Origin of the sequence: Serratia sp. BNK-4 (assembly GCF_048685115.1) — a bacterium.
Lineage (GTDB): Bacteria > Pseudomonadota > Gammaproteobacteria > Enterobacterales > Enterobacteriaceae > Serratia > Serratia bockelmannii.
On sequence record NZ_JBLQTM010000001.1, the window covers coordinates 1,140,496 to 1,163,300 of the forward strand.

24 protein-coding genes are annotated in these 22,805 nt (G+C 60.1%); 17 read left to right on the plus strand and 7 right to left on the minus strand.

The window, feature by feature from the left end; genetic code table 11:
• Positions 1–14 precede the first annotated feature (14 nt).
• From ACMGGW_RS05545 to ACMGGW_RS05565, 5 genes are all read left to right on the plus strand, one after another.
• Entirely contained in the window at positions 15–725 is a 711-nt protein-coding gene (locus ACMGGW_RS05545; protein ID WP_043137025.1) for an AzlC family ABC transporter permease, read from the plus strand.
• Positions 722–1,033 carry an AzlD domain-containing protein gene (locus ACMGGW_RS05550; RefSeq protein WP_043137027.1) on the plus strand — a complete coding sequence of 104 codons (312 nt, stop codon included), beginning with the start codon at positions 722–724 and terminating at the stop codon, positions 1,031–1,033. The genes ACMGGW_RS05545 and ACMGGW_RS05550 overlap by 4 nt, the downstream gene beginning before the upstream one ends.
• 69 nt (positions 1,034–1,102) lie before the next feature.
• Positions 1,103–1,672, plus strand: coding sequence for a helix-turn-helix domain-containing protein (locus ACMGGW_RS05555; RefSeq protein WP_089195661.1), 570 nt, complete (start codon positions 1,103–1,105; stop codon positions 1,670–1,672).
• A gap of 2 nt (positions 1,673–1,674) precedes the next feature.
• The gene (locus ACMGGW_RS05560) at positions 1,675–2,193 is read left to right on the plus strand and encodes a GNAT family N-acetyltransferase (protein ID WP_197790579.1); all 519 of its coding nucleotides are present in this window, start codon (positions 1,675–1,677) and stop codon (positions 2,191–2,193) included.
• A 274-nt stretch (positions 2,194–2,467) separates the two neighbouring features.
• Positions 2,468–2,992 carry a hypothetical protein gene (locus ACMGGW_RS05565; protein ID WP_197790578.1) on the plus strand — a complete coding sequence of 175 codons (525 nt, stop codon included), beginning with the start codon at positions 2,468–2,470 and terminating at the stop codon, positions 2,990–2,992.
• 19 nt (positions 2,993–3,011) lie between these two features.
• Here ACMGGW_RS05565 and ACMGGW_RS05570 read toward each other — a convergent pair whose 3' ends face one another.
• Positions 3,012–4,181, minus strand: a complete 1,170-nt coding sequence (locus ACMGGW_RS05570) for a colicin-like pore-forming protein (RefSeq protein ID WP_240275385.1) — start codon at positions 4,179–4,181, stop codon at positions 3,012–3,014.
• A gap of 162 nt (positions 4,182–4,343) precedes the next feature.
• Between ACMGGW_RS05570 and ACMGGW_RS05575 the strand changes: the two genes are divergently transcribed.
• On the plus strand, positions 4,344–4,763 hold the full coding sequence (locus ACMGGW_RS05575) for an Exc2 family lipoprotein (RefSeq protein ID WP_197790577.1): 420 nt from the start codon (positions 4,344–4,346) through the stop codon (positions 4,761–4,763).
• Positions 4,764–4,914: 151 nt separating this feature from the next.
• A complete protein-coding gene (locus ACMGGW_RS05580; protein WP_072008228.1) occupies positions 4,915–5,313 on the plus strand; it encodes a GNAT family N-acetyltransferase in 399 nt (132 codons plus the stop codon).
• A gap of 384 nt (positions 5,314–5,697) precedes the next feature.
• Here the strand turns inward: ACMGGW_RS05580 and ACMGGW_RS05585 are convergent, their stop codons facing one another.
• From ACMGGW_RS05585 to ompC, 3 genes are all read right to left on the minus strand, one after another.
• Entirely contained in the window at positions 5,698–6,528 is an 831-nt protein-coding gene (locus ACMGGW_RS05585; RefSeq protein ID WP_197832344.1) for a 5'-nucleotidase, lipoprotein e(P4) family, read from the minus strand.
• Positions 6,529–6,545: 17 nt separating this feature from the next.
• Positions 6,546–7,397: a GNAT family N-acetyltransferase gene (locus ACMGGW_RS05590; protein WP_197790576.1), complete on the minus strand. Its 852-nt coding sequence runs from the start codon at positions 7,395–7,397 to the stop codon at positions 6,546–6,548.
• Between the two features lie 179 nt (positions 7,398–7,576).
• Positions 7,577–8,674 carry a porin OmpC gene (ompC, locus tag ACMGGW_RS05595; RefSeq protein WP_025302059.1) on the minus strand — a complete coding sequence of 366 codons (1,098 nt, stop codon included), beginning with the start codon at positions 8,672–8,674 and terminating at the stop codon, positions 7,577–7,579.
• Positions 8,675–8,915: 241 nt separating this feature from the next.
• On the opposite strand from ompC, the gene ACMGGW_RS05600 reads away from it, so the two are divergent.
• The 4 genes from ACMGGW_RS05600 (at position 8,916) to dinG (ending at position 12,676) form a co-directional block, all read left to right on the plus strand.
• On the plus strand, positions 8,916–9,572 hold the full coding sequence (locus ACMGGW_RS05600; RefSeq protein ID WP_025302060.1) for a glutathione S-transferase family protein: 657 nt from the start codon (positions 8,916–8,918) through the stop codon (positions 9,570–9,572).
• A 124-nt stretch (positions 9,573–9,696) separates the two neighbouring features.
• Positions 9,697–10,029: a carboxymuconolactone decarboxylase family protein gene (locus tag ACMGGW_RS05605; RefSeq protein ID WP_025302061.1), complete on the plus strand. Its 333-nt coding sequence runs from the start codon at positions 9,697–9,699 to the stop codon at positions 10,027–10,029.
• The gene (locus tag ACMGGW_RS05610; RefSeq protein ID WP_089195663.1) at positions 10,019–10,411 is read left to right on the plus strand and encodes a tautomerase family protein; all 393 of its coding nucleotides are present in this window, start codon (positions 10,019–10,021) and stop codon (positions 10,409–10,411) included. Before ACMGGW_RS05605 ends, ACMGGW_RS05610 begins: the two co-directional genes overlap by 11 nt.
• A gap of 66 nt (positions 10,412–10,477) precedes the next feature.
• Entirely contained in the window at positions 10,478–12,676 is a 2,199-nt protein-coding gene (dinG, locus tag ACMGGW_RS05615; protein ID WP_127146411.1) for an ATP-dependent DNA helicase DinG, read from the plus strand.
• Here the strand turns inward: dinG and ACMGGW_RS05620 are convergent, their stop codons facing one another.
• On the minus strand, positions 12,677–13,111 hold the full coding sequence (locus ACMGGW_RS05620; protein ID WP_025302064.1) for an Lrp/AsnC family transcriptional regulator: 435 nt from the start codon (positions 13,109–13,111) through the stop codon (positions 12,677–12,679).
• Between the two features lie 136 nt (positions 13,112–13,247).
• On the opposite strand from ACMGGW_RS05620, the gene ACMGGW_RS05625 reads away from it, so the two are divergent.
• Positions 13,248–14,156: a DMT family transporter gene (locus tag ACMGGW_RS05625; RefSeq protein WP_025302065.1), complete on the plus strand. Its 909-nt coding sequence runs from the start codon at positions 13,248–13,250 to the stop codon at positions 14,154–14,156.
• Between the two features lie 3 nt (positions 14,157–14,159).
• Here the strand turns inward: ACMGGW_RS05625 and prpR are convergent, their stop codons facing one another.
• On the minus strand, positions 14,160–15,761 hold the full coding sequence (gene prpR, locus ACMGGW_RS05630; RefSeq protein WP_197832345.1) for a propionate catabolism operon regulatory protein PrpR: 1,602 nt from the start codon (positions 15,759–15,761) through the stop codon (positions 14,160–14,162).
• Positions 15,762–16,131: 370 nt separating this feature from the next.
• Between prpR and prpB the strand changes: the two genes are divergently transcribed.
• From prpB to ACMGGW_RS05650, 4 genes are all read left to right on the plus strand, one after another.
• Positions 16,132–17,022 carry a methylisocitrate lyase gene (gene prpB / locus ACMGGW_RS05635; RefSeq protein WP_197832346.1) on the plus strand — a complete coding sequence of 297 codons (891 nt, stop codon included), beginning with the start codon at positions 16,132–16,134 and terminating at the stop codon, positions 17,020–17,022.
• A gap of 33 nt (positions 17,023–17,055) precedes the next feature.
• Positions 17,056–18,219 (plus strand): bifunctional 2-methylcitrate synthase/citrate synthase, encoded by a 1,164-nt coding sequence (gene prpC / locus ACMGGW_RS05640; protein WP_089180679.1) that lies wholly within the window; start codon positions 17,056–17,058, stop codon positions 18,217–18,219.
• 50 nt (positions 18,220–18,269) lie between these two features.
• Positions 18,270–19,721, plus strand: coding sequence for a bifunctional 2-methylcitrate dehydratase/aconitate hydratase (locus ACMGGW_RS05645; protein ID WP_147823035.1), 1,452 nt, complete (start codon positions 18,270–18,272; stop codon positions 19,719–19,721).
• 79 nt (positions 19,722–19,800) lie between these two features.
• Complete coding sequence (locus tag ACMGGW_RS05650) at positions 19,801–20,430, plus strand: LysE family translocator (RefSeq protein ID WP_025302070.1); 630 nt, start codon at positions 19,801–19,803, stop codon at positions 20,428–20,430.
• Here ACMGGW_RS05650 and ACMGGW_RS05655 read toward each other — a convergent pair.
• Positions 20,427–21,266: a helix-turn-helix transcriptional regulator gene (locus ACMGGW_RS05655; protein ID WP_043137060.1), complete on the minus strand. Its 840-nt coding sequence runs from the start codon at positions 21,264–21,266 to the stop codon at positions 20,427–20,429. The genes ACMGGW_RS05650 and ACMGGW_RS05655 overlap by 4 nt on opposite strands.
• Before the next feature lie 99 nt (positions 21,267–21,365).
• Here ACMGGW_RS05655 and ACMGGW_RS05660 point away from each other — a divergent pair, with 99 nt between their 5' ends.
• Positions 21,366–22,790 carry an MFS transporter gene (locus tag ACMGGW_RS05660; protein ID WP_025302072.1) on the plus strand — a complete coding sequence of 475 codons (1,425 nt, stop codon included), beginning with the start codon at positions 21,366–21,368 and terminating at the stop codon, positions 22,788–22,790.
• Positions 22,791–22,805: the final 15 nt, after the last annotated feature.

Sequence of the window (22,805 nt, forward strand, 5' to 3'; positions counted from 1 at the left end):
TCAAGGAGAAGTCCATGACTGATTCAATCCCCCTCATCACGCCGCCCTCCGCCCGCCTGCGCCCCGCGCTGCAGGGCGGGGTGGCTATCTTGCCGCTGTGCCTGGCGGTGGTGCCGTGGGGAGTACTGGCGGGCTCGATGGCCCTGCAAAGCGGCCTGACGCCGGCGCAGGGGCTGGGCATGTCGGCCATCGTGTTCGCCGGGGCGTCGCAGCTGGTGGCGATGGGCATGATCAAGGGCAGCGCCGGGCTGCTGGCGATCTTGCTGTCGACCTTTTTCGTCACCGCCCAGCATTTTCTTTACGCGCTGCGGCTGCGGGAGCGTATCGCGCCGCTGCCGTTGCGCTGGCGGCTGGCGCTGGGATTCTTGCTCACCGATGAACTGTTCGCGCTGACCGGCGAACAGACGCCGGCGCGTTTCAACCGCTGGTATGCGCTGGGCGCCGGGCTGACCTTTTACCTGTGCTGGTTTCTCTCCACGCTGCTTGGCATCGTGGCCGCCGGCAGCGCCGGCGATCTGGACGGTTACGGGTTGGATTTCTCCATCGCCGCCACCTTTATCGCCATCGTGGTGCCGCTGGTGCGCAGCCTGCCGGTGTTGGCCTGCGTGCTGACCGCGCTGCTGCTTTCCATCGTGTTGCACCATTTCCAGACGCCGGGCGCATTGGTGATCGCCACCGTGGCGGCGATGCTGGTCGGGCTGCTGTGCAGCGGGGGGCGCCGATGATCTGGCTGACGATCGTTTTGATGGGGCTGGTGGTGTTTTTCAACCGCTACTGTTTTCTGGCGCCCGGGTTGCCGCTGCGTCTGTCGCCGCGCGTTAAAACCCTGCTGAGCTTTTCCGTGCCGGCGGTGCTGACGGCGATCTGCGGGCCGATTGTCGCCTTCAGCGGCGACCAGCTGCGTGCCGCGCCGGATAACCCTTACCTGTGGGGGGCGGTGTTTGCGGTGATACTGGCGTTCTTTCTACGCAATATGCTGGCGGTGGTGTTGCTGAGCATGCTGATTTTCATCGCGCTGCGCGGCATTTTTTAAAATTCGCTTGCCATATCTCTAATTTGAGATTACTTCTCTTATATGGGATTTTTAGGCGGAGTATGAACGATGGATAACGGTTTGGAGATGGCCGACCTGAGGTTGGCGCAGCGGCTGGCGGATTTGCGCCAGCAGCGGGCGTGGTCGCTGGAGGAGTTGGCGCGGCGCACCGGCCTTAGCCGGGCGACGCTCTCGCGGGTGGAGCGCGCCGAGACCAGCCCGACGGCATCGTTGCTGAACCGGCTGTGCGCCGCCTACGGGTTAACCATGTCGCGCCTGTTGAGCGAAATCGAAGACGAACCGCCGGAGCTGCTGCGGCCGCCGCAACAGCCGGTGTGGGTCGATCGGGCCAGTGGTTTTCACCGTCGCTCCGTTTCCCCGCCCGCCGCATTGTATAAGGCCGAGTTTATCGAAGCCCGGCTGGATGCCGGCGCGCAGATCGATTACGACCTGCCGTCGATTCCAGCGCTGGAGCACCACCTCTGGCTGTTGTCCGGGCAGCTGGAATTGACGCTGGAAGGGCGCGTTTTCCGGCTGTCGCCCGGCGACTGCCTGCGCTACCGCCTGTTCGGCGCCTCCCGTTTCCATGTCCCCGGCGATGAGCCGGCCCATTACACGCTCGTTATCTGCAGGCCATAGCCATGATTGAATTGCAACAGTGGGACGCCGATGCGGCGCAAAGTGCCATGGCCGAGTTGGCCGAGATGCTGCACGCCAGCGTGGCGCACGGCGCCAGCATCGGTTTTGTCATGCCCTTTACGTTGGAACAGGCGCAGGCGTTTTGGCTTGGGCTGCTGCCGGCCCTGGCGCGGGGAGAGCGTGCGATGCTGGTGGCGCTCGAGAACGGTCGGCCGGTCGGCACTGTGCAACTGCTGTTGGCGATGCCGGACAACGGCCGTCACCGGGCGGAAGTGGTCAAGCTGATGGTGCATCCGCAGGCGCGGCGGCAGGGCATCGCCCGGCTGTTGATGCAGGAAGTGCAGGCGCTGGCGGCGCGTCATCGGCGCAGCCTGTTGGTGCTGGACACCCTGAGCGGCAGCGCGGCGCAGGGATTGTACCGTCAATTGGGGTTCGAGGCGGCGGGCGATATCCCGCAATACGCCCGCGCCAGCGACGGCGGGGCGTTGGAGGCCACCTGCTATATGTACAAACTGCTGTGAGGTTTCGGATATTATTAAGTGAAGTCGAAAGCTCAGACGCGTTGGCACTGATGGGGGTCTACGCCGGAATTGCCGAAATTTCTGTTACTGGCGTTCTTGAAGTCCGAGCCGAAGTGCAGCTAAACTGTTTCGTTTTAGAGCAATAGATAACGCGATGAAAAAAATGATCTTAATAAGATCTTTTGCAATACTACCTAATCATGCTCTAAAGGGTAGCCGTTGTACCCTAGGGATACACGCTTAAACTTTAATTATTATATTTTAAGGTGTTACAATGAACGATGATTTATTTGCATGGAAAAAATTCGCGAAAATAGGTTTTTTAGGCATTATGCCATTGGTTTTGATTTTTGTTTTTTTTAAAGCATCTCCCAATAACTCAGTCTTTTATGATGTGTTAATCCTGACGCAAAACATGAAAGTTAATATATCATCAAATAACATACCATTAAGCAAATCTTTGGGCTTATATATTGTATTTGGTATTTTCTTTGCCATTTACTTTGTAATCAAGTATGGAAGTCTAATTAAGTTAAAAGAAAATATAATTACATCAATATTTATTTTGACAAGGTTCATTCCTTTCGCGGTTATATGTTTTGTATATATATACTTCATGACATTTTCCGACCTGGATATAACAAAAGGGAATAGGTTGCTGAAAATTGTATCATCAAACGATTATCTACTCCTATCTTATTATCTGGTTTCTTTTGTTGGTGTGTATTGTTTTTCAATGCTATTCATTTTGATTGCAATCAAAATTCCTGCAGCCATCAAAAACAAAAGCCAGCCTTAATAAAGGCTGGCTCTATAATTTAATGTGCAGTTCGGACCACCTCATTATTAAAGCGTTCAACAAGTCCAGCATCGATATATGAAGTACCGTATGCAATTGCGATAGAGAATGCTACCACTAAAGCCACAGTTACAGTCACTGGCAGGGCGAGGGCTGCAAGTACACTTGTAACAAAGCCAAGCGCTACAGCACCGGCCAATCCACTCAGTAGCATGGACTCAACTTCGTATGCAAGAGGCGCCCAGTTGCCCGTTTCATAGCCTACAATGCTTTTTTCACGGATTTTCTCAATCTTGAGAACAATATCAGCTGCTTTGAAAAACTTACCGAAATGACCAAACCGATTTGCCATATCCTGAGCATTAACGTTTCTCATAGCATTGATAATGGCTTCTTTATCGCCTTGATTAACTTTCATTGAAGGATTTGACATAACTTTATTAAAAGAAGCCAATGCGTCATTGTAGCCACGGATCGTGCGCCCCTGGAAGTTCCGCAGATTATTGGCGATTTCGTCTGCGTAGCCCTTATATTGCCCGCCGATATGATTACTTATTTTCTCACCGGCGTCGGCAATAATGGCGCTAGCTTCTGTAAGAAATTCTTTCTCGTCTTTCAAATACTCTCGTACCTGATCAGCAGCTTTATTCTTATCGCTATTTCGCGCAGAGTTATTTCCGCTTTCGGTCCCTGATACAATGGAGACGAAATCAACATTGTTATCTTTATTAACCAGGACAGCATATGTCTTTGCACCTAACCGAGAATAGTATTGATGCTTATCACGGTTATCCCCATACAGTTGACCACCGTCTGCAACGTTAGAATGCCCCGGAGACCCCTGCCGTAGTTTACCTTGTTTTGGTGTACCAATATTTCTGCCTGTTGGTGGGTTATCTCTTAATAATGAGTCAAGAATACGTGTTGAGCCGCCTTCATAATCCACCCATGACGAGTTACCCTCTGTCATGACGATCCCATTCATGGTGGCATGACCTTCACCATCAATAATAACCGTTCCCCATTTGGTTTGATGTCTGTCACCGGGACGCATCACATTCCAGCCCGCGGCTTTGGCATCACTTCCATCATTTTTCCCGCCGCCTGTACCACCACCAGGCGAAAAACTGTCCCCACGTTCAGAACTCCAGCTGGTGCCATCACCCTTACCGTAATTGAAACCACCCATAATATTTCCCTCTTTAGGCTATTTAATCGAATTTGATACTGTATATCCATACAGTAATTTGATCCTACACCTTATGGAAAACATCGTCAACTGCTAAGGCATACTGTATTCTTATGCACGATAACTACATGATGTGGTTACCGTTACTCTCAGGAGAGCACCGTGACAACATACCCAATTAGGAAGACCGCCGTACTTCTCGCATGTCTGTTTATCCTGGCGGGATGCAAAACTCCCACGACCAGTGCCGAGCGTCATGCCAAACACTTTACCTATGCAGCTGATGACGGATTCGACCCCCATTTCGTCACGCGCAAACATGACTCGATAAAATTATCTGTACCGTTCTTTAAGCAATTCTGGGAGGAAGGAAAAAAGGATCGGGAAAACGGCATTACAAAGGAAGAAGCAAACAAACGCGCACAATATTTTTACAGCGATGATTTTTTTTCTTCTTTTAAAAACTACAACGTATTCGCGGGCAAGGAATACAATGCAACCAATACATCACTAAAATGGCGTAAAGCCATGTCTGAAGACACCTCTGGTGCATACATGGATGGGTATGAAGGGCGTAATTAGCACTCCAGATAGCTGTACGTCGCGGAGTAGAGCGCTAACCTCAGTGGGCGCCCCGGCGCCCATTATCTCAGTTGCCGCGTATAATCCTTAATGTGAGTATCGTTCGATTGAGCGTCAGAGCCCTATTCGGGGTTCCGGCGTACAACCCCTGATGGCGGAATTGTCGGTGCAACTGGCTGAGATCACCGGCGATAGCGGTACATCCTCGTTTGATCCTGCTTCTATAGAAGCGGATGGAGGTTGTTTTATGTTGGTACGCAATGCTGCCGATGAAGCCGTAGCTTGTGGAGCGCTGCGTCGATTAACGTCGGGCGTTGCAGAGTTAAAACGAATGTATGTACGTGAGCCTGGCAATGGTATTGGTCGTAAATTATTGCATGCTCTGGAACAGCAGGCTCGATGGTTGGGGTATCGACAACTGTGGCTGGAAACCCGAAGAGTCAACCTGCGTGCCATCAAATTTTATCTGGCTCAGGGGTATCGGGTACGCGAGAACTATGGCCGTTATCGAGGTAACGCGCAGGCGGTCTGTTTCGAAAAAGTTCTGTAATGATGTTGCAAATCCCTATAGCCATTTGACATTGAAGAGCCGTGCTTTGCTGCTTAGGTTACGGCCAGATTAAATCAAAGAGCGGATGCCGCTACGGTTTTCGGGCGGTTAAAATCGAGAGAGTTAAGGGACGAACTTCTCTGATATTGCTGAAAGGAGAGTGAAAGAACTCGTTTCACCGGGAAGCGTTGTTGGATTGGCTCACAGGGCGGTGCCGATACCGATTTCTCACATTTCTGATACCCACAACCCAAAATTTGAGCATACGCATTTCTTCATGTTCATGCCGCCGAACTAACGTCCCCATTGGTTCGGCGGCATGCGCCGTTAATCCTTTTTTGACAAAATATTAGGTTATATGGAGCATTCCTCCCTATTCCTGAATCAGCGCCCGCGCCAGGCTTTGATCGCCTGTTGGCGCACCTGCAGCTTCTGCTGTGGCGCCAGCTTGTTGTAGTCGCGGGCCAGGCCGCTTTCCCAATCGCCGTACAGCGGGTTGGGCAGCACGATGAATTCGGTGCCGAACTTGTTCTGGTTCTCGCTGACGAACGCCCGGCGCTGCGCATTATCCTGGTGGTAAGTCGCGGCGCCGAAGTCGTTCAGGTTGTCGCCCGCGTACACCACGATGTCATAGCCGGCTTGTTTGATGGCGTCGAAGCGCGCCTGCTTATTGGAAGTGTCGGTACTGAGCAAGACGGTCTTTTCCGACATGCCGGTGAAGCCGAGTTTCTGCATGTTGGCCACCGTGGCAGCGTATTCGCTCTGCTTGCGGTTCGAGACGTAGAACATTGTTCCCTGATGAGCGTTAACGTAGCGGGCGAACGACACGGCACCCGGCACCGCGCCGGCCTGTTCGGCCTGCGTCCACTGGGCCCAGGTGGCGCCGTCGTACGGCTGGCCCTGCTGCGCCTGCCAGCCGGAGTAGGCGCTGTTGTCCAGCAGGGTTTCATCCAGATCGACCACCACCGCCTTTTTGCGGCCCGGTGCGGCCTTGGCCTGATCGAAGGCGCGCTGCGCGCTGTTGAACGCCTGATGCGCCAGCGCCTGGTATTCACCGGACTGTTGGAACCAGTTCACCGCCAGCACCGACTGATCCGCCAGCCGCTGCTGGGCCTGAGCGTCGATATGCGGCGGCTGCGCGCAACCGGCCAGCGTCAGCAGCGCGACGCCAACTGCCGCGCCAAGGGTGAGTTTCCTTGCCTGTTTTCCTGCCATCGTTCTCTCTCTCGGTTTTAGTCTTGTGGGCTGTCCAGCAGCATATCCATCTCGAACTGGCGCAGGGGCTCCTGACGCCAGCCAAGATGCGTAAAGAAGGGGGCGGCCACCTCGGGCACAAAGACGTTGGCGGTCAGCGGCAAAGGGGCGAACTGCGCTTGCAGGGCGGCCAGCAAGGCGCGGGCATGCCCCTGACCGCGGTGCTGCGGGGGCACGTAGATCAGGCGCAGCCAGCAGTGCTCGGCGCCGGGCATCACCACGGCGTAGGCCTGACGATTGAGCGTATAGGCTCGCGGTGTGCCCGGCAGCTTGAACAGCGATTCGGGGGCAATCAGCCAGGGCAGGTCGGTGGCGCCTTCCGCCGTCAGGCAATGGCTGACGGTCAACGTATCGACCGCCTGCAGCACCGCCGTGCCTGGCGGCACTTCCGCCGGCGCCTGGTGGCCGGTCAGGGTGCGCACGATGCGCAGCCCGGCGCGATGGTACAGCGCCAGCGCGGCTTCGTTGCCTTCGATCACTTCCAGCGACAGCCGATGGTCGCCGCGCTGACGGGCATCCGCCACCACCCGCTGCATCAGCGCCTTACCCAGCCCCTGACCGCGCATCTCGGGGCGTATGGAAAAGGCCGCGACCCGGCTGTGTCGGCCGCGACGGGCGATCAGCGCCACCGCCACCGGTTCCTGGCGATGGGTGACGATCAAGCTGTCGTTCAGGCTGAGGTCTTCGGCGCCGAAGCGGGCGGCGAAGGCCGGCCCGTCGAGCACGAAGCGTACAATGTAGTTTTCAAAACAGTGGGTGAGGATATTGGCCAGCTCGTCGCTGCTGTAGCGCACGGCGTTGTGGAAGTCGAAGCGTCCGTCGTTGTGCATGGCTGATTCCGCTCGGGGGAAAGCTATACATGTAGACCCGTTTGTTTTGCAAGGCAAGCGGGGGGATTCGTTGGCGGGGAAAATAAAAACAAAAAAGCCGGACGCAGCCGCCCGGCGAAATAAAACTCTGGGTATCAAGTGACGCTAAAGTTTGCAGTGGTGGTTATTCATTCATCACATCAGAACTGGTAGGTCAGGGCGAGAACAACGACGTCGTCGTTTTTCAGGCCCAGCTTGTTGTCGTCATCGAGCTGGTTGATTTTATATTCGACATAAGTGGACATGTTTTTGTTGAAGTAATAGGTCGCCGCCACGTCGAAATATTTCACCAGATCGACATCGCCGATGCCTTCAATATCTTTGCCTTTCTGCTGAACGTAACCCAGCGATGGGCGCAGACCGAAGTCGAACTGATATTGCGCGACCAATTCAATCCCTTCCGCTTTATTGGCGAAGCCGCTAACGGAAGTCGAATTGTTATTGATGGTGGCGGTGCCGGAAATAGGCGCAATATTGCGGCTCTGCGAATAAGTCGCGGCCAGGTAGACGTTGTTGTTGTCGTATTTCAGACCACCGGCCCAGATATCGGCCTTGTCGCCTTTACCGAAGGTGCCCGCTTTTTGCGTGGCGGTGCGGTTGGAAGAGGCATAGGCGGCACCCACGCTCAGACCGTCGATGATTTCGTAGCTGGAGGAGAGGCCCCAACCGTCGCCGTTCGCCTTGCTGGCGGAGCGGCCGTCGTTTTCGTTCTTGCCCTGGTACTGCACGGCAAATTTCAGGCCGTCAACCAGACCGAAGAAGTTGTTATTACGGTAGGTGGCGACGCCGTTGGTGCGGCCGTTCATGAAGTTGTCGGTCTTGATATAAGCATCGTCGCCGAATTCAGGGATCATATCCGTCCAGGCGCCGACGTCGTAAATGATGCCGTAGTTGCGGCCGTAGTCAAAGGAGCCGAGATCCTTATATTTCAGACCGGCGAAGCCCAGACGCGTTTTGGTGTCTTTAGTGCCGTCGGATTCAGTATGGTTGGCGGCGATCTGATATTCCCACTGGCCGTAGCCGGTCAGCATATCGTTAATCTGAGTCGCGCCTTTAAAGCCGATGCGGACGTAAGTTTTATCACCGTCGTTGCCGGCATCATCGGAGAAATAATGCAGGGCTTTTACACGGCCGTAAAAATCGAGCTTGTTGCCGTCTTTATTGTAGATTTCTGCTGCCTGTGCCGCTTGCGCAAGTAAAAGTGCCGGAATAATAACGGCCAGAAGATTACGTTTCATGGGTTACCCTGCTTTATTCGATTGAAAGACGCTTATCATCAGTTGCATTGCTGTTTCACTGTGCCGCCTGATTGTTGGCGGCGGAGAATTTTTACCGTAGTAATGTGATCCATTTATGACAAAAAATTCATTTTCATGTCGAACGATTAAAAAAGTCGCGCAAAGGGTGAATTTTTTCTTCAGCCGACGGTCGGCGGCTGGTCTACAGTTATCGATACCTTGTTCCGCTGCGGGAGGAATCATGCACGATACTTATACTTTGTTCGGCACGCAGGGTTGCGGTTCGACGATCGTGGCCGCCGCGTTGGCGTTGACCGCGTTCCCCTGGGGCTATGAGGAGGTGGACTACACGCAGGACGGCCCGGAGCGCGATCGCCTGCTGGCGCTAAACCCGCTGGGCCAGGTGCCTACCTTGGTGTTGCCCAATGACGAAGTGATGACGGAGAGCGCGGCGATTATCCTGCTGCTGCACGATCGCGCACCGCATGCTGAACTGGCGCCGCCCGGCGGCTCGCCGCTGTTGCCGCGTTTTCTGCGCTGGCTGCTGTTCATTAACGCGGAGATTTACCCCACCTTCACCTATGCCGACCATCCGCAGCGCTGGCAGCCGCAGGCGGCGGGGGCGGAGCAGCTGAAAAATGCGGTGATGGATTATCGCGAGCGTTTATTGCAGCAGCTGAACGCCGCCGCCGGCGCAGCGGGCCCGTGGTTTCTCGGCAAGAGCTTCAGCGCGTTGGATCTGTACGTGGCGGTGATGTGCAACTGGCGGCCGGGCCGCGCATGGTTCCGGCAGCACTGCCCGCGGCTGTACGCCATCGCCGAACGGGTGGAGCAGCGGCCGGAGCTGAATGCGCTGCTGAGCGCCCATTTCGACGGCGTTGCCCCACTGGAATCGTGAAACCTCCCCGCTGCCCGGCGGGGAACCCTCCCGTTTTTCTGAATCGAGACTGCCGAAAATCCCGATTTTCACTCGCTGCGGCGGCGGGTAGCGTAAGGCTATCCGCAACTGACAGGAGAGTGTGATGCCATCAGAATCCCAGGCCGGGCAACAGGCGTTCGGCGATATTGCCCCCAAGCTGGCGCAGCTCAGCGACAACATATTGTTTGACGATGTCTGGCAGCGGCCAGAGCTGAGCCCGCGCGAGCGCAGCCTGATCACCGTCGCCGCGCTGGTGGCGCTCAACCGCGTGGAACAGCTGCCGTTTCACCTGCAGCTGGCGCAGCGCAACGGCGTGGCGCGTCAGCAACTGGCCGAGCTCATCACCCATCTGGCGTTCTACGCCGGCTGGCCTGCAGCGGCATCGGCCGTGGCGCGCCTGCGCGAGCTGGAACCGGAGGCGCCCCATGCCGTTTAGCCGCATCGCCCTGCATCAGGGCAAATCCGCTGACTACCTGCAAACCTTGTCCGACAGCCTGCATCAGGCGCTGGTAGAGGCGTTCGAGGTGCCGCCGACGGACAAATTTCAGGTGATCGATCAATACCGCCCCGGTGAGCTTATCTACGATCGCGACTATCTCGGCGGGCCGCGCAGCGCGGATTTCGTGCTGTTTTACATCACCGCCGGGCGGCCGCGCGACAGCGACACCAAGCGGCGTTTCTACCGACGGCTGGCGGCGTTGCTGATGGAAAAGCTGCGGCTGAACCCCGAGGATGTGATGGTGGTGATCGCCACCACCCAGTTGGACGAGTGGTCGTTCGGCGGTGGTCGCGTCTCGATGATCGAGCCGCAGGCGTAACTCGGGCTGACGTCGCCGGCGGTCTGTGGGACAATAGCGCCATCATTTCGTTTAGATAAGAGTTGAATGGCGCTCTCCTCCGCAGTTAAAGATCAGATTGGCCAGTGGTACAAAGCCCTGCAGCAGCAAATACCGGATTTCATTTCCCGCGCGCCCCAGCGTCAGATGATCGCCGAGGTGGCGAAGACGTTGGCCGGTGACTACCCGCGCCATCTGGCGATCGAGGCGCCGACCGGCGTCGGTAAAACGCTGTCTTATCTGATCCCGGGCATCGCCGTCGGGCGGGCGGAGAGCAAGCCGCTGGTGGTGAGCACCGCCAACGTGGCGCTACAGGACCAGATCTACAGCAAAGATTTGCCGCTGCTGAAGAAGATTATCCCCGATCTGAAATTTACCGGTGCCTTTGGCCGCGGGCGTTACGTCTGCCCGCGTAACCTGGCGGCGATGAGCACCGACGTCAGTCAACAGGGCGATCTGACGCTGTTCCTCGACGACGAACTGGCGCCGTCCAGCGGCGAAGAGCAGGCGCTGTGCCAGAAACTGACCAAGGTGTTGGCTCGCTTCGAGTGGGACGGGCTGCGCGATCACTATCAGCAGAGCATCGACGATCCGCTGTGGGCCAAGCTGAGCACCGACAAGGCCAACTGCCTGGGGCGCAACTGCCACTACATTCGCGAATGCCCGTTCTATATTGCCCGCAAAGAGATCGAGAGCGCCGACGTGGTGGTGGCCAACCACGCGCTGGTGATGGCGGCGCTGGAGACGGAATCGGTGCTGCCGAACCCGAAAGAATTGCTGCTGGTGCTGGACGAAGGCCATCATTTGCCTGAGGTGGCGCGCGACGCGCTGGAGATCGACGGGGAAATCACCGCGCTGTCGACCAACCTGCAGTTGGACATGATCGTGCGCCAGGTCGAGCAGTGCATGACGCAGTACCGGCCGAAGAATCCGCCGGGGCTGGCCAACAGCGAACGGCTGAAAAACCATTGCGAGGAGCTGCGCGAGCTGGTGCAGATCTTCGAGCATCAGGTCAGCGCCTACCTGCCCGGCGATAGCGTGGCGGCCGAGCACCGTTTTGAAATGGGCGAGCTGCCCGCGGAGATGGTGGAGAGCTGCGCACGGCTGTTTAAAATGACCGATGCATTACGCGGGCTGGCGGAGTTCGTGCTTAACGATCTTACCGAGCAGACCGGCAAGCACGACATCGTGCGTCTGCATCGCGCGATCATTCAGATGAGCCGCACGCTGGGCTATCTGGAGGCGATGAGCAAGCTGTGGCGGCTGGCGGCGCTCGACAAGTCGTCCAACGCGCCGATCTCCAAATGGGTCACGCGCGAGCTGCGCGATAACGTTACCCATCTGTATTTGCACTGCGTCGGCATCCGCGTCAGCGACCAGCTGGAGAAGCTGCTGTGGCGCAAGGTGCCGCACGTGGTGGTCACCTCGGCCACGCTGCGTTCACTGAACAGCTTCGCGCGTTTGCAGGAGATGAGCGGGCTGAGCGAGAAGGCCGGCGATCGCTTCGAAACGCTCTCTTCGCCGTTCAATCACGTCGAACAGGGCAAAATTGTCATTCCGCAGATGCGCTATGAACCGGCGCTCGCCAACGAGGCGGAGCACCTCGAGGAGATGGCGCGGTTTTTCCGCGCCGAGCAGGCGAGCGGCAAGCACAAAGGCATGCTGATCCTGTTCAGCAGCCACCGGGCGATGCAGACTTTCCTCAGCTACGTGACCGATCTGCGGCTGATGCTGCTGGTGCAGGGCGACCAGCCGCGCTACCGGCTGGTGGAAGAGCACCGCAAGCGGGTGGAGAGGGGCGTCGCCAGCGTGCTGGTGGGGCTGCAATCGTTCGCCGAAGGGCTGGATCTGAAAGGCGAACTGCTGACCCAGGTGCATATTCACAAAATCGCGTTCCCGCCGATCGACAGCCCGGTGATCATCACCGAAGGCGAGTGGCTGAAATCACTGAAGCGCTATCCGTTCGAAGTGCAGAGCCTGCCGAGCGCCTCGTTCAACCTGATCCAGCAGGTCGGCCGACTGATCCGCAGTAACCAATGCTACGGCGAGATCGTGATCTACGATCGCCGGCTGTTGACCAAAAACTACGGTTCGCGGCTGTTGGCGTCGCTGCCGGTGTTCCCGATTGAGCAGCGCGCGGTGCCGGAGGCCGACAAGGCGCATCTGGCGGCGCTGAAATCCGCCGCCGACGCGGCCAAAAAAGAGAAGAAGCGCGGCAACCCGTTCGCCCGCAAACGGCGGCGTTGATCAGAGCAGCGGCGGCAGGCGGCGCTTGACCGGCGTGGTTTTCACGATCGAGGTGTTGCTCTGCGCATGCTCGGCCAGCCGATCGAGGGTATGGTCGAGCTGTTCCATCGAGTGCGCCACCAGCCGCACGATAAAGCAGTCTTCGCCGGTCACCTTATCGCATTCGACCACTTCCGGGATCGCCTGAATCAGCTGCTCGACCTTCTTCAGCATGCCCGGCAGCGGCTTGATGCGCACCAGCGACTCGAAGGCATAGCCTACCGCCTGCAGATTGACGTTCAGGGTATAACCCTGGATCACGCCGCTTTCCTCCAGCCGCCGCAGTCTTTCCGACGTGCTCGGCGACGACAGCCCCACCTGCGCGCTCAGCGTCTTCAACGATGCACGCGCATCTTCCGCCAGAATGGTCAGGATTTGGCGATCGATATCATCCATAACGCCTCCGTTAGGTATTTTCTTTATTATAGCTGCGAGAAAAAGGCAGTTAAGCATATCTGCCTTTTTTATGCTATGGAAAGCCGCCCCGCGAAGCCGCAAGCTATGTCTCTGGGCAAGCTTCGAGGAATGCAGAATGAATGCAGAGATAAAACGCGGATCGCTGGAGATGGCGGCGGCGATGTTGATTTCCGGCTCTATCGGCTGGTTTGTGTTGATGTCCGGCCAGCCGGTTATCAACGTGGTGTTTTGGCGCTGCGCGGTAGGCGCGCTGGTGCTGCTGGCGGTGTGCGGCGTACTGGGGCAGCTGCGACGCGATGCGCTGACGCGCGCCACGCTGCTGCTGGCGATCGCCGGCGGCGTCGCGCTGGTGATCAACTGGCTGCTGCTGTTTGCCGCCTATTCCTATGCCTCTATTTCCATCGCCACCGCGGTGTATAACACCCAGCCGTTTATGCTGGTAGGGCTGGGGGCGCTGTTTTTGGGGGAACGGCTGACCGCCCGCAAGCTGCTGTGGCTGGGGCTGGCGTTCGGCGGTATGATGCTGGTGGTGCTGGCGCAGCCGCGGCAGGCGGGGGAGCAGAGCCATTATCTGGCGGGCATCGCGCTGGCGCTCGGCGCGGCGTTTTTCTACGCCCTGATGGCGCTGGCGGCCAAGCGGCTGAAGGGCACGCCGCCGCATCTCATTGCGCTGATCCAGGTGACGGTAGGGGCGGTGATGCTGTTGCCGCTGGTGGATTTCCATGTTTCGGCTAGCGTTGGGCAGTGGGGGATGCTGGCGACGCTCGGCGTGCTGCACACCGGCCTGATGTACGTGTTGATGTACGGTGCGCTGCAGAAGCTGCCCACCAACCTGATCGGCTCGCTGTCGTTTATCTACCCGATCGCCGCCATGTTGGTGGATCGCCTGGCGTTTGGCCACCGCCTGTCGGCGTGGCAGCTGCTGGGCGCGGCGATCATCCTGCTGGCGGCGGCGGGCATGAACCTGCTGGGCGATCGGCGAGCGCGACTGCTGCCGGCCTCGGACGGCCGGCGCGCCGGCTGATGCTCAGTTCGGTTTTTTCAGCCGGCGCCATAAGGTGGTGCGGCTGATCCCGAGCAACCGGGCGGCGGCGGCGTGGTCGCCCCCGCACCGCGCCAGGGCTTCGTGGGCGGAGATGGGCGCCGCCTGCGTCTCGGGCGGCGTGACCGCCGCCAGCTCCGGCAACAGCCACTGCAGCGTTTCACCGCTCGGCGCTGCGCCGGTGCTCAGCATCAGCGCTACCCGTTCCATCATGTTGCGCAGTTCGCGCAGGTTGCCGGGCCAGGCGTAATGGCTTAGCGCGGCGTAACAGCCGGCCAGGGCGGTGCGCAGCGGCTCCGTCAGCGGCACATCGAGCGCCGCCAGCGACTGTTTCAGAAAGTGTTCCGCCAGCATCGCAATATCGTCGCCGCGCGCCCGCAATGGCGGCAGCTGCAGCCGCAGGGCGCTCAGGCGATAAAACAGATCGGCGCGAAAACCGCCCCGTTGAATCGCCTGCTCCAGGCGGGTGTGGGTGGCGCTGATGACGCGAAAGTCGACCGTTACCGGCTGTTGCCCGCCCACCCGGGTGATAGTTTTCTCTTCCAGCGCGCGCAGCAGTCGCGTTTGCAGGTGCAGCGGCATTTCGCCGATCTCATCCAGAAACAGGGTGCCGCCGTTGGCGGTTTCCAGCAGCCCGCGTCGGCCGCCGCGCCGTGAACCGGTGAAGGCGCCTTCCTCATAGCCGAACAGCTCCGCCTCCAGCAGTGATTCGGCGATGGCGCCGCAGTTGATGGCGACGAACGGCGGCGTCGCGCCCCTGGACGGCGCGCCGCGCCGGGAAAAGTATTCGCGGTGGATCGCCTGCGCCGCCAGCTCTTTGCCGGTGCCGGTTTCGCCTTCAATCAACACCGCTGCCGGCGAGCGGGCGTACAGCATGATGGTGCGCCGGGTCTGTTCCATCTGCGGGGAATTGCCCTGCAAATCGCCCAGCCCATAGCGTGGCTGCAGGGTATCGCGTGCGGCGTAATCGCCGCCGCGTTTGCCGCCGCTCAGCATCAGGCGCGTTACGTCCAGCGCATCGCTGAAGGCGGCGCGCAGGGTGGCGGCGGAATAGAGAAAAATGGCGGTGAGCCCGGCCTCTTCCGCCAGATCGCTGATGAGGCCGGCGCCGACCACCGCCTGAATACCGGCGGCTTTCAGCTCGGCGATCTGGCCGCGCGCGTCCTCTTCGGTGACGTAACTGCGCTGCTCCAGCGGCAGATCGAAGGTTTGCTGGAACTCCATCAGCGCGGGCAGGGGCGTTTTATAGGTGATGACACCGATCCGATCGGCGGTTCTGCGCGCCTTGCTCAGCGCCTGCAGCAGGTCGAAGCCGCCGGGCTTGACCAAAATGACCGGCACCGACAGACGGCTTTTCAGGTAGGCGCCGTTGGAGCCGGCGGCGATGATGGCGTCGCAAGGCTCGGTAGCCAGGCGTGCGCGGATGTGCTGCACCGCCTCCTCGAAGCCGAGACGGATCGGGGTGATGGTCGCCAGATGGTCGAACTCGAGGCTGATGTCCCGGAACAGATCGAACAGGCGGGTGATGGAGACAGTCCAGATCACCGGTTTGTCCGGCGCGCGGGATGGCGTGATGTGATCGCTCATGGTGGGTTACCGAATGGAAGTGGCTGCATTATACCCGTCATACTTGAAGCCGCCTCTTTGTTGGCTGCGCCTGTGCGCCCCAGTCACATAGTTGTCTATGTTCCTGGGGACTTACAGACTTGCCGCCTTGATGCAGCTCCAATTATTTAGGTATAGGTGTAGCCCGGTTTCAACTCTGTTTCAAATGCGCTACGTGAAACAATGATTGAAACGTTAACTGAAACGTTTTTTTATCCCTTAGCCTGGCGATTGGCATAGCAGGTTTTGTAACACCTTTATTTTTATCGCTTTTAATTTTTCTTCTCACCGAAGCACAACCTGGCCCGCCTCTTGCTCTGTCTGTTCCATCTAGCTAATCGGAGAGAACGTCATGACGCTGCGCTCACCCGGGCTCGCCTTTCGTCAGGCCCTGAATAAAGAGAAACCCCTGCAAATCGCCGGCGCGATCAACGCCAACCATGCGCTGCTGGCCCAGCGGGCCGGGTTCCAGGCCATCTATCTTTCCGGCGGCGGCGTGGCGGCGGGTTCGCTGGGGCTGCCGGACCTGGGCATTTCGACGCTGGACGATGTGTTGACCGATATTAGCCGCATCACCGACGTCTGCCCGCTGCCGCTGCTGGTGGATGTCGACAGCGGTTTCGGCGCATCGGCGTTTAACGTTGCCCGCACGGTGCGCTCGGTGAGCAAGGCCGGGGCGGCGGCGCTGCATATCGAAGATCAGGTCGGCGCCAAGCGCTGCGGCCATCGGCCCAATAAGGCCATCGTCTCCACCGAAGAGATGGTGGATCGCATCAAGGCGGCGGTAGATGCGCGCAGCGATCCGGACTTCGTGATCATGGCGCGCACTGACGCGCTGGCGGTGGAGGGGCTGGAGGCGGCCATCGAGCGCGCTCAAGCTTACGTGGCGGCCGGGGCCGACATGCTGTTCCCGGAAGCGATCACCGAACTGGGCATGTACCGCCGTTTCGCCGAAGCGACGCAGGTGCCGATCCTCGCCAACATCACCGAATTCGGCGCGACGCCGCTGTTCACCACCGACGAGCTGCGCAGCGCTCGGGTGGATATGGCGCTGTATCCGCTGTCGGCCTTTCGGGCGATGAACCGGGCGGCGGAGCGGGTGTACCGCGCCCTGCGCGAGGAGGGCACGCAGAAAAGCGTCATCGACACCATGCAGACCCGCAACGAGCTGTACGAAAGCATCAACTACTATTTGTTCGAAGAGAAACTCGACGCCCTGTTTGCTCGCCAGCGCGACGAATAGGCGCCATTCACGCAGAAGCCAAATGAGGACAGTATGAGCCAAGCGATCCCCCCGCAAAGCCCGACTGGCGTTAAGCCGAAAAAATCCGTGGCGTTATCCGGCGTGCCCGCCGGAAATACCGCGCTGTGTTCCGTAGGGCGCAGCGGCAACGATCTGCACTACCGCGGTTACGATATCCTCGATCTCGCGCGCCACTGCGAGTTTGAAGAGGTCGCCCATCTGCTGATCCACGGCAAGTTGCCCAACCGCGACGAGCTGCAGGCCTATAAACACCGTCTCAAGGCGCTGCGCGGCCTGCCCGCCAGCGTGCGCACGGTGCTGGAGGCGCTGCCGGCGGCGTCTCACCCGATGGACGTGATGCGCACCGGCGTTTCGGCCCTTGGCTGCACGCTGCCGGAAAAAGAGCAGCACGGCGCGGCCGGCGCGCGCGACATTGCCGATCGGCTGCTGGCGTCGTTGGGATCGATGCTGCTCTACTGGTATCACTACAGCCACAACGGCGAGCGCATTCAGCCGGAGACCGACGACGATTCCATCGGCGGCCACTTTCTGCACCTGCTGCACGGCGAGGCGCCTTCTGCCAGCTGGGAGCAGGCGATGCACGCGTCATTGATCCTGTACGCCGAGCATGAATTCAACGCCTCGACCTTCGCCGGCCGGGTGATCGCCGGCACCGGATCCGACGTCTATTCGGCGATCGTTGGCGCCATTGGCGCGCTGCGCGGGCCGAAGCACGGCGGCGCCAACGAGGTGTCGCTGGAGATCCAGCAACGCTATGAAACGCCGGACGAAGCGGAAGCCGACATTCGCCGCCGCATCGACAACAAAGAGGTGGTGATTGGCTTCGGGCACCCGGTGTACACCGTCTCCGATCCGCGCCATCAGGTGATCAAAGAGATCGCGCTGCGCCTGTCGCAGGAAGCGGGCGCGATGAAGCTGTATGACATCGCCGATCGGCTGGAAAGCGTGATGCACGACACCAAAAACATGTTCCCCAACCTCGACTGGTTCTCGGCGGTGTCTTACCACCAGCTGGGGGTGCCCACCGAAATGTTCACGCCGCTGTTTGTCATGGCGCGCGTCAGCGGCTGGTCGGCGCACATCATCGAGCAACGGCAGGACAACAAAATCATTCGCCCGTCCGCCAACTATACCGGGCCGGAAGCGCGGGCGTTCGTACCGCTGGATCAGCGCTGAGCGCCGGTCGTTATCGTGTCGTTTTCACTCTGGAGCCTTTGGGAATCATGATGCTTGAGTCTGCCAATACCCGCCGTCCGCCGTTCGATCGCGAAATGGTCGATATCGTCGATTATGTGATGAAAGAGGCCGTCGATACCCCGGCGGCATACCGCACCGCTCACTATTGCCTGCTCGATACCCTCGGCTGCGGGCTGGAGGCGCTGAGCTACCCGGCCTGCAAGAAACTGATGGGGCCGGTGGTGCCGGGCGCCGAGGTGCTGAACGGCAGCCGGGTGCCCGGCACCCGTTTCCAACTGGATCCGGTGCAGGCGGCGTTCAATATCGGCGCCATGATCCGCTGGCTCGATTTCAACGACACCTGGCTGGCGGCGGAGTGGGGCCATCCGTCGGATAACCTGGGCGGGATCCTGGCGGTGGCCGACTGGCTATCGCGCCAGGCGGTGGCGGCGGGCAAGGCGCCGCTGACCATGCGGCAGGTGCTGATCGCCATGATCAAGGCGCATGAGATCCAGGGCTGCCTGGCGCTGGAAAACGCCTTCAACCGGGTAGGGTTGGATCACGTGCTGCTGGTGAAGGTGGCGTCCACCGCGGTGGTGGCGCAGCTGCTCGGTCTGAGCCGCGAGGCGATCCTGAACGCGGTGTCGCTGGCGTGGGTGGACGGGCAGTCGCTGCGTACCTATCGCCACGCGCCGAACGCCGGCACCCGCAAATCCTGGGCTGCGGGGGATGCGACCGCCCGCGCGGTGCGGCTGGCGCTGATGGCCGCCACCGGCGAAATGGGCTACCCCTCGGCGCTGACGGCGCCGACCTGGGGATTCTACGACGTCTCGTTCAACGGCAAACCTTTCCGCTTCCAGCGGCCGTACGGCGCGTATGTGATGGAGAACGTGCTGTTTAAAATTTCGTTCCCGGCGGAGTTCCATGCCCAGACCGCCGTGGAGGCGGCCATGACGCTGCACCGCCAGATGCAGGCCGCCGGCAAAACCGCCGCCGACATCGCCAGGGTGAGCATCCGCACCCACGAGGCTTGCCTGCGCATTATCGACAAGCAGGGGCCGCTGGATAACCCGGCGGATCGCGATCACTGCATTCAGTATATGGTGGCGATCCCGTTGCTGTTCGGCCGGCTGACGGCGGCGGATTACGAAGACCGGGTGGCCGAAGATCCGCGTATCGACGCATTGCGTAGTAAGATCCACTGCCATGAAGATCCCGCTTTCACGCGTGATTATCACGATCCGGAAAAGCGCTCGATCGCCAATGCGCTGACGGTGGAGTTCGCCGACGGCAGCCGTCTGGATGAGGTGGCGGTGGAGTATCCTATCGGCCATGCGCGGCGGCGCGAAGAGGGCATCCCCCTGCTGATCGAGAAGTTCAAAACCAACCTGGCGCGCCAGTTCCCAGCCCTGCAGCAGCAGCGCATTCTCGAGGTGTCGCTGGACCGCCAGCGGCTGGCGCAGATGCCGGTCAACGAGTATCTCGATTTGTGGGTGATCTGAGGTGAGCGGCGCTGACAAGCCACGTCGGCGTCGCTATGATGGACGCTCCATCCCCGTCCGTCTTCTTATCAGGTGATTCATGATTGATGCCGCAACGTTGTTGTTGTTTTCCGGTGCCTGTGTGGCGCTGGCGCTGACCCCCGGCCCGGATATGCTGCTGATCGCTTCGCGCAGCGTCAGCCAGGGGCGGCGCGCCGGTTTCGCTTCGCTGGCGGGCATTCAGCTCGGCACATACTGCCACGCGCTGGCGGCGGCGCTGGGGTTGTCGCAACTGTTCGTCGCGGTGCCGCTGGCTTACGACGCGGTGAGAATGTTGGGCGCCGCCTATCTGCTCTACCTGGCGTGGAAAACGCTGCGATCCGGCAGCAGTCTGCAGGCTTCTGCCGGGTTGCAGGCCGTGCCGACGGCGCGAATTTTCCGGCAGGGACTGTTCACCAACATCCTCAACCCGAAAATGGCGCTGTTCGTGCTGGCGCTGTTCCCGCAGTTTATCGATCCGCGTGCCGGCTCGGTGGTGGTACAGATGCTGGCGCTGGCGACGGTGCTGAATCTGGTGGGATTGCTGATTAACGGCGGGGTGATCCTGGCGGTCAGCGGCATGAAAAGCCGCTTCGCCGGCCGCCGCTTCAGCGCCCGCTGGCCGAACTACCTGCTGAGCGGCGTATTCGCCGGGCTGGCCTGCAAACTCATTTTCGACAGCCGCCGCTAACCCTCGCGCAGCAGCGCTTCAAACGCCGCGCTGGCCGGTTCGTCCTGCAGCGCGCTGTACATCACCAGCCGCAGGTGGTTCTCTTCGTCGACGATGAAAGAGGCGTGGTCAAAGGTGACCGGGCCGATTGCCGGGACGATGAAGCTGCGCCGCCCCTGGCAACGTCCGTGAATGTCATGCTGCCGCCAGAGCTGGCGGAATTGCGGCGATACCTGCTCCAGCGCCTGTACCCGTTGGCGCATCACCTCATCCTCCGGCGCGCGGGCGTAGTCGCGGCGGAAGCTGGCCAGGATTTGCGGCGCCTGCGCCCGCCACTCCAGCAGGCGCGCATTGAGCTGCGGATCGGCAAACAGCATCCACAACATGTTGCGCTCTTGCGCCGGGCGATCGCCGATGGCGAACAGCCGCTGCGCCGCCGGATTCCAGGCGATGATGTCCCAACTCAGGTTCATGACGTAGGCCGGCCGCAGCGTCAAATCGTCCAGCAGGCGCCGCACCAACGGCGAAACCTGGCACCACTGATGCCCAACCGGCACCGGCGGGCGCTGATGCGCCAATAAGAACAGGTGGTAGCGGCCGGCGGCGTCGAGCTGCAGCACCCGCGCCAGATTTTCCAAAAACGTCACCGACGCATTGATTTCCCTGCCTTGCTCCAGCCAGGTGTACCAGGTGAGGCCGACGCCGGCCAGCGCCGCCACCTCCTCGCGCCGCAATCCCGGCGTGCGGCGGCGGCTGCCGCTTGGCAAGCCGACTGACTCTGGTGACAGTTGTTCTCGCTTTTGCCGCAGAAAATCCCCCAGTTCGTGGCGGGTGCGTTCGAGGGTGCGTGGGGGCATGTCGGCCGTCCTGTTGCTGTCAGTAATAGTATAAATGGCTATATAGTAACAGTTTAAACCTTGTTCCATACTGCGGCCATCATAATCTCTGGAGGTGGTATGGAACATTCATTATCTCGTGAGCGGCGAGGGCTGCCCGGCCTGCCGGTGCTGCTGTTGGGCGGGTTCGTCACGGTGTTCGATCTGTTCGTGGTCAACGTGGCGGCGCCGGTGATCCAGCGGCAGTTCGCCGCCGATTTCGCCGGGATCGGTTTGATCGTCGCCGGTTATGAGTTGGCGTTTGGGGTGCTGTTGATCGCCGGTGGGCGTCTGGGCGATCGCTTCGGGCGTCGGCGCTTGTTCAGCCTCGGCATGCTGGGATTCACGCTGAGCTCCCTGTTGTGCGGGCTGGCGGGATCGCTCGGCCTGCTGATCGCCGCGCGTATTCTGCAGGGGGCGACGGCGGCGCTGTTGTTCCCGCAAATTTACGCCTTGATGCGGGTCCTGTACGCGCCGCAACAGCGGCGGCGCGCCTTCGCTTGGCTGGGCATGACGCTGGGATTGGCGGCGATCTTCGGCCAGATCCTCGGCGGATTTATCATCGAGGCTAACCTGTTCGGCAGCGGCTGGCGCATGATCTTTTTGATCAATTTGCCGATCGGCGCACTGGCGCTGTGGGCGGCGCGGCGCATTCCCGAATCGCGCGTGGCGCAGGCGCAGCGGCTGGACGGCGTTGGCCTGTGGCTGGCGGCGACCGGCCTGTCGCTGTTGTTGCTGCCGTTGCTGGAGGGGCCGGCGCGCGGCTGGCCGTGGTGGATAGCGCCGATGTTGGCGTTAGCGATGCTGACGCTGTGGGGCTTTCTGCGTTGGGAGCGCCGTCTGGCGCAGCGCGGTGATGATGCGGTGCTCGATCCGGCGCTGTTCCGTCAGGCGGGCTTCGCGCCGGGCATGGCGGTGGTGCTGGCGATTTATGCCACCGCCTCCTCGTTTTTCTTGTGTTTCGCACTGCTGCTGCAGGCGGGGGCGGGGCTGACGCCTTTTCAGGCGGGCAGCCTGTTCGCCCCGGCCAGCGCGGCCTTTATGCTGGCGTCGATGCTGGCGCCCCGGCTGGCGCTGCGTTGGGGCAATGGCGTACTGAGCGTGGGCGTGGCGATTTACGCCGCCGGGTTGGCGCTATTGATGGCGCAGGCGCTGTGGGGTGAGGCGCTGGCGCACCCTCTGCGGCTGCTGCCGGGGTTAGTGGTGCTGGGATTCGGTCAGGCGCTGAGCATGACGCCGCTGCTGAATCTGGTGCTGGGTTTGGCGCCGGAGCGGCAGGCGGGCATGGCGGCGGGTCTGGTTGCCACCGTGCAGCAGGTGGGGGGCGCGCTGGGCATCGTGGTCAGCGGCGTCGCTTTTGTGCCGCTGTTGGCGAGCGGCGGCGCAGCGGAGCGCTATGCCCAGGCCTTTGCCGGCGCCATGGTATTTAATCTGTTGGCGATGGGCATCGCCCTGCTGTTGTTAAACCGGATCACTCGAAATACTCAGAAAGCGGATCTTAAGTAGGCCGCCGGCGGGTGC

Bases quoted from the DNA above. Each gene is read 5' to 3' on its own strand.
- ACMGGW_RS05545 (WP_043137025.1), top strand. From the start codon at position 15: ATGACTGATTCAATCCCCCTCATCACGCCGCCCTCCGCCCGCCTGCGC.
- ACMGGW_RS05550 (WP_043137027.1), top strand. From the start codon at position 722: ATGATCTGGCTGACGATCGTTTTGATGGGGCTGGTGGTGTTTTTCAAC.
- ACMGGW_RS05555 (WP_089195661.1), top strand. From the start codon at position 1,103: ATGGATAACGGTTTGGAGATGGCCGACCTGAGGTTGGCGCAGCGGCTG.
- ACMGGW_RS05560 (WP_197790579.1), top strand. From the start codon at position 1,675: ATGATTGAATTGCAACAGTGGGACGCCGATGCGGCGCAAAGTGCCATG.
- ACMGGW_RS05565 (WP_197790578.1), top strand. From the start codon at position 2,468: ATGAACGATGATTTATTTGCATGGAAAAAATTCGCGAAAATAGGTTTT.
- ACMGGW_RS05570 (WP_240275385.1), bottom strand. From the start codon at position 4,181: ATGGGTGGTTTCAATTACGGTAAGGGTGATGGCACCAGCTGGAGTTCT.
- ACMGGW_RS05580 (WP_072008228.1), top strand. From the start codon at position 4,915: ATGGCGGAATTGTCGGTGCAACTGGCTGAGATCACCGGCGATAGCGGT.
- ACMGGW_RS05585 (WP_197832344.1), bottom strand. From the start codon at position 6,528: ATGGCAGGAAAACAGGCAAGGAAACTCACCCTTGGCGCGGCAGTTGGC.
- ACMGGW_RS05590 (WP_197790576.1), bottom strand. From the start codon at position 7,397: ATGCACAACGACGGACGCTTCGACTTCCACAACGCCGTGCGCTACAGC.
- ompC (WP_025302059.1), bottom strand. From the start codon at position 8,674: ATGAAACGTAATCTTCTGGCCGTTATTATTCCGGCACTTTTACTTGCG.
- ACMGGW_RS05600 (WP_025302060.1), top strand. From the start codon at position 8,916: ATGCACGATACTTATACTTTGTTCGGCACGCAGGGTTGCGGTTCGACG.
- ACMGGW_RS05605 (WP_025302061.1), top strand. From the start codon at position 9,697: ATGCCATCAGAATCCCAGGCCGGGCAACAGGCGTTCGGCGATATTGCC.
- ACMGGW_RS05610 (WP_089195663.1), top strand. From the start codon at position 10,019: ATGCCGTTTAGCCGCATCGCCCTGCATCAGGGCAAATCCGCTGACTAC.
- dinG (WP_127146411.1), top strand. From the start codon at position 10,478: ATGGCGCTCTCCTCCGCAGTTAAAGATCAGATTGGCCAGTGGTACAAA.
- ACMGGW_RS05620 (WP_025302064.1), bottom strand. From the start codon at position 13,111: ATGGATGATATCGATCGCCAAATCCTGACCATTCTGGCGGAAGATGCG.
- ACMGGW_RS05625 (WP_025302065.1), top strand. From the start codon at position 13,248: ATGAATGCAGAGATAAAACGCGGATCGCTGGAGATGGCGGCGGCGATG.
- prpR (WP_197832345.1), bottom strand. From the start codon at position 15,761: ATGAGCGATCACATCACGCCATCCCGCGCGCCGGACAAACCGGTGATC.
- prpB (WP_197832346.1), top strand. From the start codon at position 16,132: ATGACGCTGCGCTCACCCGGGCTCGCCTTTCGTCAGGCCCTGAATAAA.
- prpC (WP_089180679.1), top strand. From the start codon at position 17,056: ATGAGCCAAGCGATCCCCCCGCAAAGCCCGACTGGCGTTAAGCCGAAA.
- ACMGGW_RS05645 (WP_147823035.1), top strand. From the start codon at position 18,270: ATGCTTGAGTCTGCCAATACCCGCCGTCCGCCGTTCGATCGCGAAATG.
- ACMGGW_RS05650 (WP_025302070.1), top strand. From the start codon at position 19,801: ATGATTGATGCCGCAACGTTGTTGTTGTTTTCCGGTGCCTGTGTGGCG.
- ACMGGW_RS05655 (WP_043137060.1), bottom strand. From the start codon at position 21,266: ATGCCCCCACGCACCCTCGAACGCACCCGCCACGAACTGGGGGATTTT.
- ACMGGW_RS05660 (WP_025302072.1), top strand. From the start codon at position 21,366: ATGGAACATTCATTATCTCGTGAGCGGCGAGGGCTGCCCGGCCTGCCG.